Genomic DNA, 16,223 nt, shown 5'->3' with positions numbered 1-16,223 from the left:
ATGAAACTCGAGTTTTCAATTTATCGCTATAACCCGGATGTTGACGACGCTCCGCATATGCAGGATTACACCCTCGAAGCGGAAGAAGGTCGTGACATGATGCTGCTGGATGCGCTTATCCAGCTGAAAGAAAAAGATCCGTCGCTGTCGTTCCGCCGCTCTTGCCGTGAAGGGGTTTGCGGTTCCGATGGTCTGAACATGAACGGTAAAAACGGTCTGGCGTGCATCACGCCGATCTCCGCGCTGAATCAGCCGGGTAAGAAAATTGTTATCCGTCCACTGCCAGGATTGCCGGTTGTCCGCGATTTGGTGGTAGACATGGGGCAATTCTACGCACAATATGAGAAGATTAAGCCTTACTTATTGAATAATGGGCAAAATCCTCCGGCTCGTGAGCATCTGCAGATGCCTGAGCAGCGCGAAAAACTCGATGGTCTGTACGAGTGTATTCTGTGCGCATGTTGTTCGACGTCTTGCCCGTCGTTCTGGTGGAACCCGGACAAGTTCATCGGCCCGGCTGGCCTCCTGGCCGCGTATCGCTTCCTGATCGACAGCCGCGATACCGAAACCAGCGAGCGTCTGGAAGGACTGAGCGATGCTTTCAGCGTATTCCGCTGTCACAGCATTATGAACTGCGTCAGTGTATGTCCTAAGGGGCTGAACCCGACGCGCGCCATCGGCCATATTAAGTCGATGTTGCTGCAGCGCAGCGCATAAGCAACACGGTCTGTCCCGGATGGCGCTAGCGCTTATCCGGGCTACCAAAAGCAGTAGCCCCGGCAAGCGCTAGCGCCGCCGGGGGATATAGCAGGAAACCTCTAAAAACTGCCCCTGATAGTTAGACAGTTTTTAAAGGTTCCTTAGCGGATAGAAACCACAACTCGTCCGCAACAAGTGAACCCCGGCACGTACACTCGGTGTGCGTGGTAGTTTCTACGGCGAAATAAGCATAAAAATGCTTAAGGGATCACGATGCAGAACGGCGCAATGAAAGCCTGGCTGGACTCTTCTTACCTCTCTGGTTCGAACCAGAGCTGGATAGAACAGCTCTATGAAGACTTCTTAACCGATCCTGACTCTGTTGACGCCAACTGGCGTTCTATGTTCCAGCAGTTACCTGGCACCGGAGTTAAACCGGATCAATTTCATTCGAAAACACGTGATTATTTCCGTCGACTGGCGAAGGATGCCTCACGTTACACTTCTTCGATATCCGACCCTGATACCAATGTGAAGCAGGTTAAAGTCCTGCAGCTCATCAACGCATACCGCTTCCGTGGTCACCAGCAGGCGAATCTCGATCCGCTGGGACTGTGGCAGCAAGAGAGAGTGGCGGATCTCGATCCGACTTACCACGATCTGACCGAGGCCGATTTCCAGGAAAGCTATAACGTAGGTTCTTTCGCCATCGGTAAAGATACGATGAAGCTGGGCGACCTGATTGCGTCGCTGAAGCAAACCTACTGCGGCTCCATCGGCGCGGAATACATGCACATCACCTCTACTGAAGAAAAACGTTGGATCCAGCAGCGTATCGAGTCAGTAGCAGGCAAAGCGAGCTTTACTGCGGAAGAGAAAAAACGCTTCCTCGGCGAGCTGACCGCTGCGGAAGGTCTGGAACGCTATCTCGGCGCGAAATTCCCGGGCGCGAAACGCTTCTCGCTGGAAGGCGGCGACGCGTTAATCCCGATGCTCAAAGAGATCATTCGCCACGCTGGCAAGAGCGGCACCCGTGAAGTGGTGCTGGGCATGGCGCACCGTGGTCGTCTGAACGTGCTGGTCAACGTGCTGGGTAAAAAACCGCAGGACCTGTTCGACGAATTCGCGGGCAAACATAAAGAACACCTCGGCACCGGCGACGTGAAGTACCACATGGGCTTCTCTTCCGATATGGAAACCGAAGGCGGTCTGGTTCACCTGGCGCTGGCGTTTAACCCGTCGCACCTGGAAATCGTCAGCCCGGTGGTTATCGGCTCCGTACGCGCCCGTCTGGATCGTTTGGACGAGCCGAGCAGCAACAAAGTTCTGCCGATTACCATCCACGGCGATGCCGCGGTCACCGGTCAGGGCGTGGTTCAGGAAACCCTGAACATGTCTAAAGCGCGTGGTTACGAAGTGGGCGGTACCGTTCGCATCGTTATCAACAACCAGGTTGGCTTTACTACCTCCAACCCGCTGGATGCGCGTTCTACCCCGTACTGCACCGACATCGGTAAAATGGTTCAGGCGCCGATTTTCCACGTTAATGCTGATGACCCGGAAGCTGTTGCTTTCGTCACCCGTCTGGCGCTGGATTTCCGCAATACCTTCAAACGCGATGTCTTCATCGACCTGGTGTGCTACCGCCGTCACGGCCACAACGAAGCCGACGAGCCGAGCGCAACCCAGCCGCTGATGTATCAGAAAATCAAAAAGCATCCGACCCCGCGTAAAATCTATGCTGATAAGCTGGAGCAGGACAAAGTCGCGACGCTGGAAGACGCTACCGAGCAGGTTAACCTTTACCGCGATGCACTGGATGCCGGCGAATGCGTGGTGCAGGAATGGCGTCCGATGAATATGCACTCCTTTACCTGGTCTCCGTACCTCAATCATGAGTGGGATGAGAGCTACCCGGATAAAGTTGAACCGAAACGTCTGCAAGAACTGGCAAAACGCATCAGCACGGTGCCGGAAGCCGTTGAAATGCAGTCTCGTGTCGCGAAAATCTACGGCGACCGCCAGCTGATGGCTGCCGGCGAGAAGATGTTCGATTGGGGCGGTGCGGAAAACCTGGCTTACGCGACGCTGGTTGACGAAGGCGTTGCCGTCCGTCTGTCTGGCGAAGACTCCGGCCGCGGCACGTTCTTCCACCGTCATGCGGTTATTCATAACCAGAGCAACGGTTCTACCTATACTCCGCTGCAGCATGTGCACAACGGCCAGGGCCAGTTCCGCGTATGGGACTCCGTCCTGTCTGAAGAAGCGGTGCTGGCGTTTGAATATGGTTACGCCACCGCGGAACCGCGCACCCTGACCATCTGGGAAGCGCAGTTCGGCGACTTCGCCAACGGCGCGCAGGTGGTAATTGACCAGTTCATCAGCTCCGGCGAGCAGAAATGGGGCCGTATGTGCGGCCTGGTTATGCTGCTGCCGCACGGTTACGAAGGGCAGGGCCCGGAGCACTCCTCCGCGCGCCTGGAACGCTATCTGCAGCTGTGCGCTGAGCAGAACATGCAGGTTTGCGTACCGTCCACCCCGGCTCAGGTTTACCACATGCTGCGTCGTCAGGCGCTGCGCGGTATGCGCCGTCCGCTGGTGGTGATGTCGCCGAAATCCCTGCTGCGCCACCCGCTGGCAGTTTCCAGCATGGATGAACTGGCGAACGGCACCTTTATGCCAGCCATCGGTGAAATCGACGATCTCGATCCGAAAGCCGTGAAGCGCGTCGTACTGTGCTCTGGTAAGGTTTATTACGACCTGCTGGAACAGCGCCGTAAAAACGAGCAAAAAGATGTCGCTATCGTGCGTATTGAGCAGCTCTACCCGTTCCCGCACCAGGCGGTACAGGAAGCGCTGAAAGCCTATGCGCACGTGCATGATTTTGTCTGGTGCCAGGAAGAGCCGCTCAACCAGGGCGCTTGGTACTGCAGCCAGCATCACCTTCGTGAAGTAGTTCCATTTGGGGCCTCTCTGCGTTATGCAGGCCGCCCGGCCTCCGCCTCTCCGGCGGTAGGGTATATGTCCGTTCACCAGAAACAGCAACAAGATCTGGTCAATGACGCGCTGAACGTCGATTAATTAAAGGATACACAATGAGTAGCGTAGATATTCTGGTTCCCGACCTGCCTGAGTCCGTAGCTGACGCAACCGTAGCCACCTGGCACAAAAAACCGGGCGACGCGGTGGTTCGTGACGAAGTCCTGGTCGAAATCGAAACTGACAAAGTGGTACTGGAAGTACCGGCATCAGCGGACGGCATTCTGGATGCAGTACTGGAAGACGAAGGCGCCACCGTGCTGTCTCGTCAGATTCTGGGTCGCCTGCGTGAAGGCAACAGCGCAGGTAAAGCTGCGGATGCGAAAGTTGATGCGAAAGAGTCCACCCCGGCTCAGCGTCAGCAAGCGTCTCTGGAAGAGCAGAGCAACGATGCCCTTAGCCCGGCTATCCGTCGTCTGCTGGCTGAACACAACCTCGACGCGGCTGCCATTAAAGGCACCGGCGTTGGCGGCCGCCTGACTCGCGAAGATGTTGAAAAACACCTGGCGGGCGCGAAGGCTGAAGCCAAAGCGCCAGCCGCCGCTGCGGCTGCGCCGGTTGCTCAACTGGGCCACCGCTCTGAGAAGCGCGTACCGATGACCCGTCTGCGTAAACGCGTTGCCGAGCGTCTGCTGGAAGCGAAAAACTCTACCGCCATGCTGACCACGTTCAACGAAGTCAACATGAAGCCGATTATGGATCTGCGTAAGCAGTACGGCGAAGCGTTCGAAAAACGTCACGGTATCCGTCTGGGCTTCATGTCTTTCTATGTGAAAGCCGTTGTTGAAGCACTGAAACGCTACCCGGAAGTGAACGCTTCCATCGACGGCGACGATGTGGTTTACCACAACTACTTCGACGTGAGCATGGCGGTTTCGACTCCGCGCGGCCTGGTGACCCCGGTTCTGCGTGACGTTGACCTGCTGGGCATGGCGGATGTCGAAAAGAATATTAAAGAGCTGGCAGTGAAAGGCCGTGACGGCAAGCTGACCGTAGATGACCTGACCGGCGGTAACTTCACCATTACCAACGGCGGCGTATTCGGTTCTCTGATGTCCACGCCGATCATCAACCCACCGCAGAGCGCCATTCTGGGTATGCATGCCATTAAAGACCGTCCGATGGCGGTGAATGGCAAGGTAGAAATTCTGCCGATGATGTACCTGGCGCTCTCCTACGACCACCGTCTGATCGATGGACGTGAATCGGTAGGCTTCCTGGTAGCAATTAAAGAGCTGCTGGAAGATCCGACTCGTCTGCTGCTGGACGTGTAGTAGTCACAATGGCCCGGTGCGTATGCCCGGGCCAATAAAAACATCATCGGCCTGCAAGTTTGTTGGCTACATGATAACGATTACCTGAAGGATGGACTGAACACATGAACTTACATGAATATCAGGCAAAACAACTTTTTGCCCGCTATGGCTTACCGGCGCCGGTGGGTTATGCCTGTACTACTCCGCGTGAAGCAGAAGAAGCCGCTTCAAAAATCGGCGCGGGTCCGTGGGTAGTGAAATGTCAGGTTCACGCTGGTGGCCGCGGTAAAGCGGGCGGTGTGAAAGTAGTTAAGAGTAAAGAAGAGATTCGCGCATTTGCTGAGCATTGGCTGGGCAAACGCCTGGTAACCTACCAAACAGATGCCAACGGCCAGCCGGTCAACCAGATTCTGGTTGAAGCCGCGACCGATATCGACAAAGAACTGTACCTGGGCGCGGTTGTTGACCGTAGCTCCCGTCGCGTGGTGTTCATGGCGTCGACTGAAGGCGGCGTGGAAATCGAAAAAGTGGCGGAAGAAACCCCGCACCTGATCCACAAAATCGCTATCGATCCGCTGGCGGGCCCGATGCCTTACCAGGGTCGCGAACTGGCGTTCAAACTGGGTCTGGAAGGTAAACAGGTTCAGCAGTTCACCAAGATCTTCATGGGCCTGGCGACTATCTTCCTTGAGCGCGACCTGGCGCTGATCGAAATTAACCCGCTGGTTATCACCAAGCAGGGCGACCTGATCTGCCTCGATGGCAAACTGGGCGCTGATGGCAACGCACTGTTCCGCCAACCGGATCTGCGTGAAATGCGCGACCAGTCTCAGGAAGATCCGCGCGAAGCTCAGGCTGCGCAGTGGGAACTGAACTACGTGGCGCTGGATGGCAACATCGGCTGTATGGTTAACGGCGCAGGCCTGGCGATGGGTACCATGGACATCGTTAAGCTGCACGGCGGCGAACCGGCTAACTTCCTCGACGTTGGCGGCGGCGCAACCAAAGAGCGCGTGACCGAAGCATTCAAAATCATCCTCTCTGACGACAACGTTAAAGCGGTTCTGGTTAACATCTTCGGTGGTATCGTTCGTTGCGATCTGATCGCTGACGGCATCATCGGCGCGGTCGAAGAAGTCGGCGTGAACGTACCGGTTGTCGTACGTCTGGAAGGTAACAACGCCGAACTGGGTGCGAAGAAACTGGCTGACAGCGGCCTGAATATTATTGCAGCGAAAAGTCTGACGGACGCAGCACAGCAGGTTGTTGCCGCAGTGGAGGGGAAATAATGTCAGTTTTAATTAATAAAGACACCAAGGTTATCTGCCAGGGCTTCACCGGTAGCCAGGGTACATTCCACTCTGAACAAGCGATCGCTTACGGTACTCAGATGGTTGGCGGCGTAACGCCAGGTAAAGGCGGCACCACTCACCTGGGTCTGCCGGTGTTCAACACCGTGCGCGAAGCCGTTGAAGCAACTGGCGCGACCGCGACCGTTATCTACGTTCCGGCTCCGTTCTGCAAAGACTCCATTCTGGAAGCCATCGACGCAGGCATTAAGCTGATTATCACCATCACCGAAGGTATCCCGACGCTGGATATGCTGACCGTGAAAGTGAAGCTTGATGAAGCTGGCGTGCGCATGATCGGCCCGAACTGCCCAGGTGTTATCACCCCGGGCGAATGCAAAATCGGCATCATGCCGGGTCACATTCACAAGCCGGGTAAAGTGGGCATCGTTTCCCGCTCCGGTACGCTGACCTATGAAGCGGTTAAGCAGACCACTGACTACGGTTTCGGCCAGTCTACCTGCGTCGGTATCGGCGGCGACCCGATCCCGGGCTCCAACTTCATCGACATCCTGAAGATGTTCCAGGAAGATCCGCAGACTGAAGCGATCGTGATGATCGGTGAAATCGGCGGCAGCGCAGAAGAAGAAGCCGCAGCTTACATCAAAGAGCACGTGACTAAGCCGGTTGTCGGCTACATCGCGGGCGTTACCGCGCCGAAAGGCAAGCGTATGGGCCACGCAGGCGCCATCATCGCTGGTGGTAAGGGTACTGCTGATGAGAAATTCGCTGCGCTGGAAGCGGCCGGTGTGAAAACCGTTCGCAGCCTGGCAGATATCGGCGAAGCGCTGAAATCTATCATTAAGTAAATCCTCTCAGCTCTCCTTGCGGAGAGCTTTAAATACCCTAAATAGTTCGCGTTGCAGGAAGGCGGCAAGAGAGTGAATCCCCAGGAGCTTACTGAAGTAAGTGACTGGGGTGAGCGACCGCAGCCAACGTATCTGCAACGTGAAGTATGACGGGTATCGTCCGATTTCGACATGGTTGGCCGCTGTAAAGCGGCCTTTTTTATTGTCTACGTCGCGCAACCAGCGTGAATTTGTAATCGTCGCTATTAAAAACGTTACGGCTATATTCAAAGACTCTGCCATCTTTAAGAAAGCCGCGTGATACTTTTTCCAGAATCGGTTTTGCCGGATCCAGCGCGAGCGCCGCGATAGCTTCTGCCGAAGGCATCGTCGGCACCAGTTCCTGCTCGCTGCGGTCGATAACCATCTTTTTACTCTGTTCAATATAGTGATACTTCGAGTTTTCCATCACTTCCCAGGTGAGGTCGGCAAACATGGCCAACGGCATCCATGTCTCTTCGAGGTTAACAGGCTTTTGCTTGATGAAACGTACGCGTTTGACGTGCCAGATTTTGTCATCCGGATTGAGGTTGAGCTTTTCTGCCAGGCGCGCATCAGCCTTCACCACTTCGAACACTTTCACATCGCTGTGAGTTTCCACATTTCGATCAGCCAGTTTTTCGTAGAATCCGGTGAGCTGATAGACATCATAATTTACCCGCTCTTCTTTCACATACGAGCCGCTACCCTGGATACTTTCGATGATCTGTTCTTCTGTCAGCCGCTTTAATGCCTGCCGGACCGTCACGCGGCTGACGCTAAATGCCTCCTGAAGACTGGATTCTGTTGGCAAGGCGTCGCCAGGCTTTAATTCGCCGGTATTGATTTTCTCTCGTAGCGCATCGGCTATCTGCCGGTACCTTGGTTTATTACCCATTTTTGTATGACCTGTTTAATACTTTTCCCGAAATTATGCCTCCAATCTATAATTTGTAAACAATACAATTTTAATACAAATATGGCGTGGTTAGTGAAAATGATCACACAAATGTATTATTTTGTCTGCCACAATCTCTTCAGACAATAACAACATGAGTGTGAGGATCTTTATGAACCTGACGACCCTGACTCATCCTGGCGCAGTCTGTATACAGGCGCGATTTAGCAGCCGGGATGAGGCGATCCGCCAGTTGGCTGAGCGGTTGGCAGCGCTGGGCTGCATTACTAACTGTGATGAGTTTTTAACAGAAGTCTTTCATCGTGAATCTTTGGGACCGACGGCGTTGGGTGAAGGGCTGGCGGTGCCGCACGGCAAAACGGCAGCCGTGAAAAAAGCGGCCTTTGCCGTGGCGACGTTAAGCGAACCGCTGGAATGGGAAGGCGTTGATGGGCCGGAACACGTCGAGATGATCTTTTTGCTGGCTATTCCGCCGGATGAAGCGGGTTCCACCCATATTCAGATCCTGACCGAACTGACGACGCGCCTTGCCGATGACGATCTTCGCGCCCGGGTGATGGCGGCGACCAGCGTCGAAGCGCTGCTGGCGGCGCTGGAATCTGAAACGCCAAAAACCGAGAGCGCCGTGAACGCCAACGCGCCGACCATTGTCTGCGTGACGGCTTGCCCTGCGGGTATTGCGCATACCTACATGGCGGCGGAGTACCTGGAAAAAGCCGGGCGGCAGATGGGTGTGAACGTTGTCGTTGAAAAGCAGGGGGCCAATGGTATTGAAGGGCGTCTGACCGCGCAGCAGCTCAACGAGGCGCGCGCGTGCATTTTCGCCACCGAAGTGGCGATAAAAGAAAGCGAGCGTTTTGTCGGGATCCCGACGATCTCCGTACCGGTGGCGGAACCGTTGCGCCATGCTCAGGCGCTGATTGAGCGCGCGCTGGCGCTGCAACCGTCATCGGTTGAACACCAGGTTCAGGCCGAAACAGACGTCAAAAAGAGCCTTAAAACGGAACTCAAGCAAGCGCTACTTAGCGGGATCTCTTATGCGGTTCCCCTGATTGTTGCGGGAGGGACGGTGTTGGCCGTCGCCGTACTTCTGGCGCAAATTCTGGGCTTGCAGCATTTATTTGATCAGGAAAATTCGTGGTTGTGGATGTACCGTAAACTCGGCGGCGGCATGCTAGGTATTTTGATGGTCCCCGTGCTTGCGGCCTATACCGCGTATTCGCTGGCGGATAAACCCGCTCTGGCGCCGGGATTTGCCGCCGGTCTCGCCGCTAACATGATTGGCTCCGGTTTTTTAGGGGCGGTGGCGGGGGGTTTGATTGCGGGTTATCTGATGCGCTGGGTGAAAAACCGCATTCGCCTGAATAATCGCTACAACGGCTTTTTATCCTACTATCTCTACCCGGTGCTGGGCGTGTTGGGCGCGGGCAGCCTGATGTTGTTTGTGATTGGCGAACCGGTGGCATGGATAAACAACACGCTGACGGCCTGGCTTAACGGCCTATCAGGCACAAATGCGTTGCTGCTGGGCGCGATTCTGGGTTTTATGTGTTCATTCGATCTGGGTGGCCCAGTGAATAAAGCAGCATACGCGTTTTGCCTGGGGGCGATGGCGAATGGTGTCTATGGACCTTATGCCATTTTTGCCTCTGTCAAAATGGTCTCTGCTTTTACCGTCACCGCTTCAACGATGTTGGCTCCTCATCTCTTTAAACCATTCGAAATCGAAACCGGTAAATCAACGTGGCTGCTGGGGCTTGCGGGGATCACTGAAGGGGCAATCCCGATGGCGATTGAAGATCCGCTGAGAGTTATCGGTTCATTCGTTCTGGGCTCGATGGTCACAGGCGCGATTATCGGGGCGATGGGAATAGGGTTATCAACGCCGGGCGCAGGTATTTTCTCTCTCTTTTTACTTCACCCGGCCGGGATGGGCGCTATCACTGCGGCAGCGGGCTGGCTTGGCGCGGCGCTAGTGGGGACGGCTATCTCGACGATCATTTTACTTTTCTGGCGACGCCAGGCCGTTCAAAGCGGCAAATACATGACCGAAGACGTCATGCCATAAATACTCACGAACAGGAAACGAAGATGAAAGCTGTATCTCGCGTTCATATTACGCCACATATGCACTGGGACCGTGAGTGGTACTTCACCACCGAAGAGTCGCGTATTCTCCTCGTAAATAATATGGAGGAGATCCTTGCTCGGTTAGAGCAGGATGAGGAGTACAAATATTACGTCCTCGACGGACAGACGGCGGTGCTGGAGGATTATTTCGCCGTGAAGCCGGAAAACCGTGAGCGGGTGAAAAGGCTGGTCGAGGCCGGGAAATTGATTATTGGGCCGTGGTATACCCAGACGGACACGACCATTGTCTCCGGCGAATCGATCGTTCGTAATCTGATGTACGGTATCCGTGACAGCATGGCGTTCGGTGAGCCGATGAAAATTGGCTATCTCCCGGATTCATTTGGCATGTCCGGACAGCTCCCGCATATCTATAACGGATTCGGCATCACCCGCACGATGTTCTGGCGCGGATGCTCAGAGCGTCACGGTACCGATAAAACGGAGTTTTTATGGCAAAGCACGGATGGTAGCGAAGTCACGGCGCAGGTGCTGCCGCTGGGCTACGCGATTGGTAAGTACTTACCGGAGGATGAAGCCGGGCTGCGTAAGCGGCTTGATAGCTATTTTGAGGTGCTTGAAAAAGCCTCGGTGACGAAAGAGATATTGCTGCCAAACGGCCACGATCAGATGCCATTGCAGCAAAATATCTTTGCGGTGATGGATAAACTGCGGGAAATCTATCCCCAGCGCAAATTTGTCATGAGCCGCTTCGAGGAGGTCTTTGAACATATTGAGGCTCACCGTAGCGAACTGGCGACGCTGCGCGGCGAATTTATCGACGGGAAATATATGCGCGTGCATCGGACGATTGGTTCCACACGCATGGACATTAAAATTGCTCATGCCCGCATTGAGCACAAAATTGTTCATATTCTGGAGCCGCTGGCGACGCTCGCCTGGACGTTAGGCTTCGAATATCACCATGGCCTGCTGGAAAAAATGTGGAAAGAGATCCTGAAAAATCATGCCCACGACAGTATTGGCTGCTGCTGCAGTGACAAAGTTCATCGCGAGATAGTTTCCCGATTTGAACGGGCAGAGGATATGGCTGACAACCTGGCGCGTTTTTATATGCGTAAGATCGCCGACAGCATGCCGCAGACCGATGAAGACAAGTTGGTGATGTTCAACCTGATGCCCTGGCCCCGTGAAGAGGTCATTAACACCACGATTCGGCTGCGTGCCAGACAATTTCGTCTGCGGGATGATAAAGGCAATGACATCCCCTATTTTATTCGCAGCGCACGCGAGCTTGATCCTGGATTGATTGACCGACAAATTGTTCATTATGGCAACTACGAACCATTCATGGAGTTTGATATCCAGCTCAGCCGGATCCTGCCCTCAATGGGATACTGCACGCTTTATATTGAACCTCATACCGTCGGCAACGTGCGTCCGCCGGTCAAGGACCCCGAGGCGTTGCTGGAAAATGCTTTCTGGAAAATTGATATCAATAACGACGGTACGCTGCGTTTGTGCGATAAAGAATCGGGTCTTATTTATGACCGCGTGCTGGAAATCGAAGAGAGTTCCGATGATGGCGACGAGTACGACTACTCTCCATCAAGGGAAGAGTGGCGGCTTACTTCAGCGCAATGGAGGCATGACGTTGAGGTTGTTCATGAAGGGTGGCAAAGCCGAGCGACGATCCGGTATCAGATGGCGGTTCCCGCAAATCTGGCCGAGCGCGCAGCCCGTCAGCAAAATGGTCTGCTTGGCGTGGAGGCTGAGGTGACGCTCAGTCACAACAGCAGGCGTATTGATGTGCAGGTTCGCCTGAATAATCAGGCTGATGATCATCGTGTTCGCGTTTTGATTCCTACGCCGTTTCATACTGACGAGGTGTTGGCCGATACACAGTTTGGCTCTCTGAGACGCCCCGTTATCGATGAAGCGATGGCAAACTGGCGGGAGGAGGGGTGGAAAGAAGCACCGCTGCCGGTCTGGAATCTACTCAACTATGCCGTTCTTCAGGAAAGACGTAATGGAATGGCGTTGTTTACTGAGGGGCTGCGGGAATTTGAAATTGTCGGTGACGACAAAAAGACATTTGCCCTGACGCTTTTGCGTGGGGTAGGGGTGCTCGGCAAGGAAGATTTACTGCTGCGCCCGGGTAGACCGTCAGGCATAAAAATGCCGGTGCCTGATTCACAGGTTCGTGGTCTGCATCACTGCCGCTTTAGCCTCTTTAGCTTTAGTGGCGGGCCCGAAGGCGCGGGGGTTGCGCAGCAGGCGAAGGCATGGCTGACGCCAGTCCACTGTTATAACAAAATCCCCTGGGATGCGATGAAACTTAACCGTGCCGCGTTTACATCGCCGGACAGTTACAGTTTACTGACCCTGTCACCAACAGGGTGTCTGCTGAGTGCGCTGAAAAAGGCAGAAGACCGCGATGAGATGATTCTGCGCTTATTCAATCCATCGGAGTCAACTCCTTGTGATGTCGCCTTATCAGTGAATAGGGAGATGAAGCGGCTTTCTGAAACTGACATGAATGAGCGGATACAGGAGGCTGAGGATGAAAATAAACGCATTACGGGGGTGTTTCGCCCGGGGCAGTCGCGCACGTTTAGCATTCAGATAGCCTGATAACGTGAGAAATGAACAAAAGGCTGCGGACGATGCGGCCTTTTTTTATCGTTGAATAGTTACCTGTCGGTGTTAATTTTGTGGCTGATAAAAGTAAATTAAATGTAATTGCACCGAGTTGTAGCAAAATAATGGCAAAGTATGGAGAGGCGACTATCCTTATCTGTTTATGCGAATGTGAAAATAGGCCGTCCTCACAGGTTAATTAAAATTACGTCCATTTATCTAATTCCCCGCTTTTGATAACTACCCACACCTACTGTGTACATACTGTTAACATGGTTTTTACCATTCTTACCGCTATTAAACATGGTTAACAATGACGACTGTTTTTGATTTAAATCAATGTTTAATCCTTGGAAAAAGATGCCAAAAGACGTTAAATTGTCGCCGATCAAAATGGCTGAAAAGTAGTAGTTTTGCTATAAATTGATCACCGTCGTAAAACGTAAATGTGATTCAATAAAAACCTGTTTATTGTAAGGGTTTTGCAGCGTATTATATTTGCGGGATCAATTTGGGTTTTTTATTAACGTATTTGTAACCTATCGCCATTGCTTTTATCCTTCATCAGGTTAATAGCGACGACAAGGATGCGAATAATTTGTATTGGGGCATGCGTGTGAATCCTTATCTAACGGGGTTCACTCTCGGAGTCTTCATGCGATGAGCAAGGAGTCATGATGTTAGATATAGTCGAACTGTCGCGCTTACAGTTTGCCTTGACCGCGATGTACCACTTCCTGTTTGTGCCGCTAACGCTCGGTATGGCGTTCCTGCTGGCCATCATGGAAACGGTCTACGTCCTTTCCGGCAAACAGATTTATAAAGATATGACCAAATTCTGGGGCAAGTTGTTTGGTATCAACTTCGCTCTGGGTGTCGCAACCGGTTTGACCATGGAGTTCCAGTTCGGGACTAACTGGTCGTACTATTCTCATTATGTGGGCGATATCTTCGGTGCGCCGCTGGCCATTGAAGGTTTGATGGCCTTCTTCCTCGAATCTACCTTTGTAGGTCTGTTCTTCTTCGGTTGGGATCGTCTGGGCAAAGTCCAACACATGGCGGTAACCTGGCTTGTCGCTCTGGGCTCCAACCTCTCCGCGTTGTGGATCCTGGTTGCCAACGGCTGGATGCAGAACCCGATTGCATCGGATTTCAACTTCGAAACCATGCGTATGGAGATGGTCAGTTTCTCCGAACTGGTCCTGAACCCGGTTGCTCAGGTTAAATTCGTCCACACGGTGGCTTCCGGCTATGTGTGCGGCGCGATGTTCGTTCTTGGCATCAGCTCCTACTATATGCTGCGCGGTCGTGACTTCGCCTTCGCTAAACGTTCCTTCGCGATTGCAGCCAGCTTCGGCATGGCGGCGATTCTTTCCGTTATCGTCCTGGGTGACGAATCCGGTTACGAAATGGGCGACGTGCAGAAAACCAAACTCGCCGCCATCGAAGCGGAATGGGAAACGCAGCCAGCACCGGCCGCTTTCACCCTGTTTGGTATTCCCGATCAGGATGCGCAAACTAACCGCTTCGCGATTCAAATCCCTTATGCGCTTGGCATCATTGCCACCCGTTCAGTGGATAAACCGGTTATCGGTCTGAAAGATCTGCTGGCGCAGCACGAAGAGCGTATCCGTAACGGGATGAAAGCTTACTCGCTGCTGGAGCAACTGCGTGCCGGTTCGACCGATCAGGCGATTCGCGACGAATTTAACCATGTTAAGAAAGACCTCGGCTATGGCCTGCTGCTGAAGCGCTATACCCCGAACGTCTCCGATGCGACGGAAGATCAGATCGCCAAAGCGACCAAAGATTCAATTCCGCGCGTGGCGCCGCTGTACTTCGCCTTCCGTATCATGGTGGCGTGCGGCATCCTGATGCTGGGTATCATCGCCGCGTCCTTCTGGACGGTTCTGCGTAACCAGGTCGGCGAGAAAAAATGGCTGCTGCGCATTGCGCTGTACGCTATTCCGCTGCCGTGGATCGCCATTGAGTCTGGTTGGTTTGTGGCGGAGTATGGCCGTCAACCGTGGGCGATTGGTGAGGTGCTACCGACAGCCGTCGCGAACTCTTCGCTGACTGCCGGCGACCTGATCTTCTCGATGCTGCTGATTTGCGGTCTGTACACCCTGTTCCTGGTGGCGGAGCTGTACCTGATGTTCAAATTCGCACGCCGTGGGCCTAGCAGCCTGAAAACCGGTCGTTACCACTACGAGCAGTCCTCCGCGACTACTCAGCCGGCACGCTAAGACAGGAGTCGTCAAATGATCGATTATGAAGTATTGCGTTTAATCTGGTGGCTACTGATCGGCATTCTGCTGATTGGCTTTGCTGTCGCCGATGGTTTCGATATGGGGGTGGGCATGCTCACCCGTTTCCTCGGTCGTAATGACACCGAGCGTCGCATCATGATCAACTCCATCGCTCCGCACTGGGACGGAAACCAGGTGTGGCTCATCACCGCCGGCGGCGCGTTGTTCGCTGCCTGGCCGATGGTCTATGCCGCGGCGTTCTCCGGTTTCTATGTGGCGATGATTCTGGTGCTGGCGTCTTTATTCTTCCGTCCGGTTGGTTTCGACTACCGTTCTAAGATTGAAGACACCCGCTGGCGCAACATGTGGGACTGGGGCATCTTTATTGGTAGCTTCGTGCCGCCGCTGGTGATCGGCGTGGCATTCGGCAACCTGCTGCAGGGTGTGCCGTTCCACATGGATGAATACATGCGTCTGTACTACACCGGCAACTTCTTCCAGCTGCTGAACCCGTTTGGTCTGCTGGCGGGTATTGTCAGCGTGGCGATGATCCTGACTCAGGGCGCAACCTACCTGCAGATGCGTACCGCAGGCGAACTGCACCTGCGTACCCGCACCGTCTCTTCGGTGGCGGCGCTGGTGACGCTGGTCTGCTTCCTGCTGGCGGGCGTGTGGGTGATGTACGGTATCGATGGTTATGTCGTAACGTCGGCGATCGACCACTCTGCGCCGTCTAACCCGCTGACCAAAGAAGTCGCTCGTCAGGCAGGCGCCTGGTTGGTGAACTTCAACAACATGCCAGCGCTGTGGGCTATCCCGGCTCTGGGTGTGGTGCTGCCGCTGCTGACGCTGTTGATGACCCGTATAGATAAGGGCGCCTGGGCGTTCCTGTTCTCTTCGCTGACCCTGGCCTGCATCATCCTGACCGCGGGTATCGCTATGTTCCCATTCATCATGCCGTCCAGCACGATGATGAACGTTAGCCTGACCATGTGGGATGCGACGTCCAGCCAGCTGACGCTGAATCTGATGACTTACGTGGCTATCGTGTTCGTGCCGATTATCCTCGCGTACACCACCTGGTGTTACTGGAAGATGTTCGGTCGTATCACTCGCGAAGACATCGAAAAGAACACCCACTCGCTGTACTAAGG

At 54.1% G+C, this 16,223-nt stretch carries 10 protein-coding genes; 9 read left to right on the top strand and 1 reads right to left on the bottom strand.

The features are described from left to right. From sdhB to sucD, 5 genes are all read left to right on the top strand, one after another. Positions 1–717: a succinate dehydrogenase iron-sulfur subunit SdhB gene (gene sdhB, locus PYR66_16415; protein ID WEF26883.1), complete on the top strand. Its 717-nt coding sequence runs from the start codon at positions 1–3 to the stop codon at positions 715–717. 255 nt (positions 718–972) lie between these two features. Beyond that, positions 973–3,780: a 2-oxoglutarate dehydrogenase E1 component gene (gene sucA / locus PYR66_16410; protein WEF26882.1), complete on the top strand. Its 2,808-nt coding sequence runs from the start codon at positions 973–975 to the stop codon at positions 3,778–3,780. 14 nt (positions 3,781–3,794) lie between these two features. Further along, entirely contained in the window at positions 3,795–5,012 is a 1,218-nt protein-coding gene (gene odhB, locus PYR66_16405) for a 2-oxoglutarate dehydrogenase complex dihydrolipoyllysine-residue succinyltransferase (GenBank protein WEF26881.1), read from the top strand. Positions 5,013–5,116: 104 nt separating this feature from the next. After that, on the top strand, positions 5,117–6,283 hold the full coding sequence (gene sucC, locus PYR66_16400) for an ADP-forming succinate--CoA ligase subunit beta (GenBank protein WEF26880.1): 1,167 nt from the start codon (positions 5,117–5,119) through the stop codon (positions 6,281–6,283). Further along, a complete protein-coding gene (gene sucD / locus PYR66_16395) occupies positions 6,283–7,152 on the top strand; it encodes a succinate--CoA ligase subunit alpha (protein ID WEF26879.1) in 870 nt (289 codons plus the stop codon). The genes sucC and sucD overlap by 1 nt, the downstream gene beginning before the upstream one ends. Positions 7,153–7,351: 199 nt before the next feature. Here sucD and PYR66_16390 read toward each other — a convergent pair whose 3' ends face one another. Then, positions 7,352–8,068, bottom strand: coding sequence for a GntR family transcriptional regulator (locus PYR66_16390; protein WEF26878.1), 717 nt, complete (start codon positions 8,066–8,068; stop codon positions 7,352–7,354). A 172-nt stretch (positions 8,069–8,240) separates the two neighbouring features. Between PYR66_16390 and mngA the strand changes: the two genes are divergently transcribed. From mngA to cydB, 4 genes are all read left to right on the top strand, one after another. Further along, on the top strand, positions 8,241–10,157 hold the full coding sequence (gene mngA / locus PYR66_16385) for a PTS 2-O-a-mannosyl-D-glycerate transporter subunit IIABC (protein ID WEF26877.1): 1,917 nt from the start codon (positions 8,241–8,243) through the stop codon (positions 10,155–10,157). Between the two features lie 23 nt (positions 10,158–10,180). Beyond that, on the top strand, positions 10,181–12,814 hold the full coding sequence (mngB, locus tag PYR66_16380) for a mannosylglycerate hydrolase (GenBank protein ID WEF26876.1): 2,634 nt from the start codon (positions 10,181–10,183) through the stop codon (positions 12,812–12,814). Between the two features lie 683 nt (positions 12,815–13,497). Then, a complete protein-coding gene (gene cydA / locus PYR66_16375; GenBank protein WEF30478.1) occupies positions 13,498–15,066 on the top strand; it encodes a cytochrome ubiquinol oxidase subunit I in 1,569 nt (522 codons plus the stop codon). Positions 15,067–15,081: 15 nt separating this feature from the next. Beyond that, a complete protein-coding gene (gene cydB / locus PYR66_16370; protein ID WEF26875.1) occupies positions 15,082–16,221 on the top strand; it encodes a cytochrome d ubiquinol oxidase subunit II in 1,140 nt (379 codons plus the stop codon). Positions 16,222–16,223: the final 2 nt, after the last annotated feature.

It is taken from the genome of Klebsiella aerogenes, assembly GCA_029027985.1.
Classification (GTDB): domain Bacteria; phylum Pseudomonadota; class Gammaproteobacteria; order Enterobacterales; family Enterobacteriaceae; genus Klebsiella; species Klebsiella aerogenes_A.
This window is presented reverse-complemented; position numbering and strand designations above follow the sequence as displayed.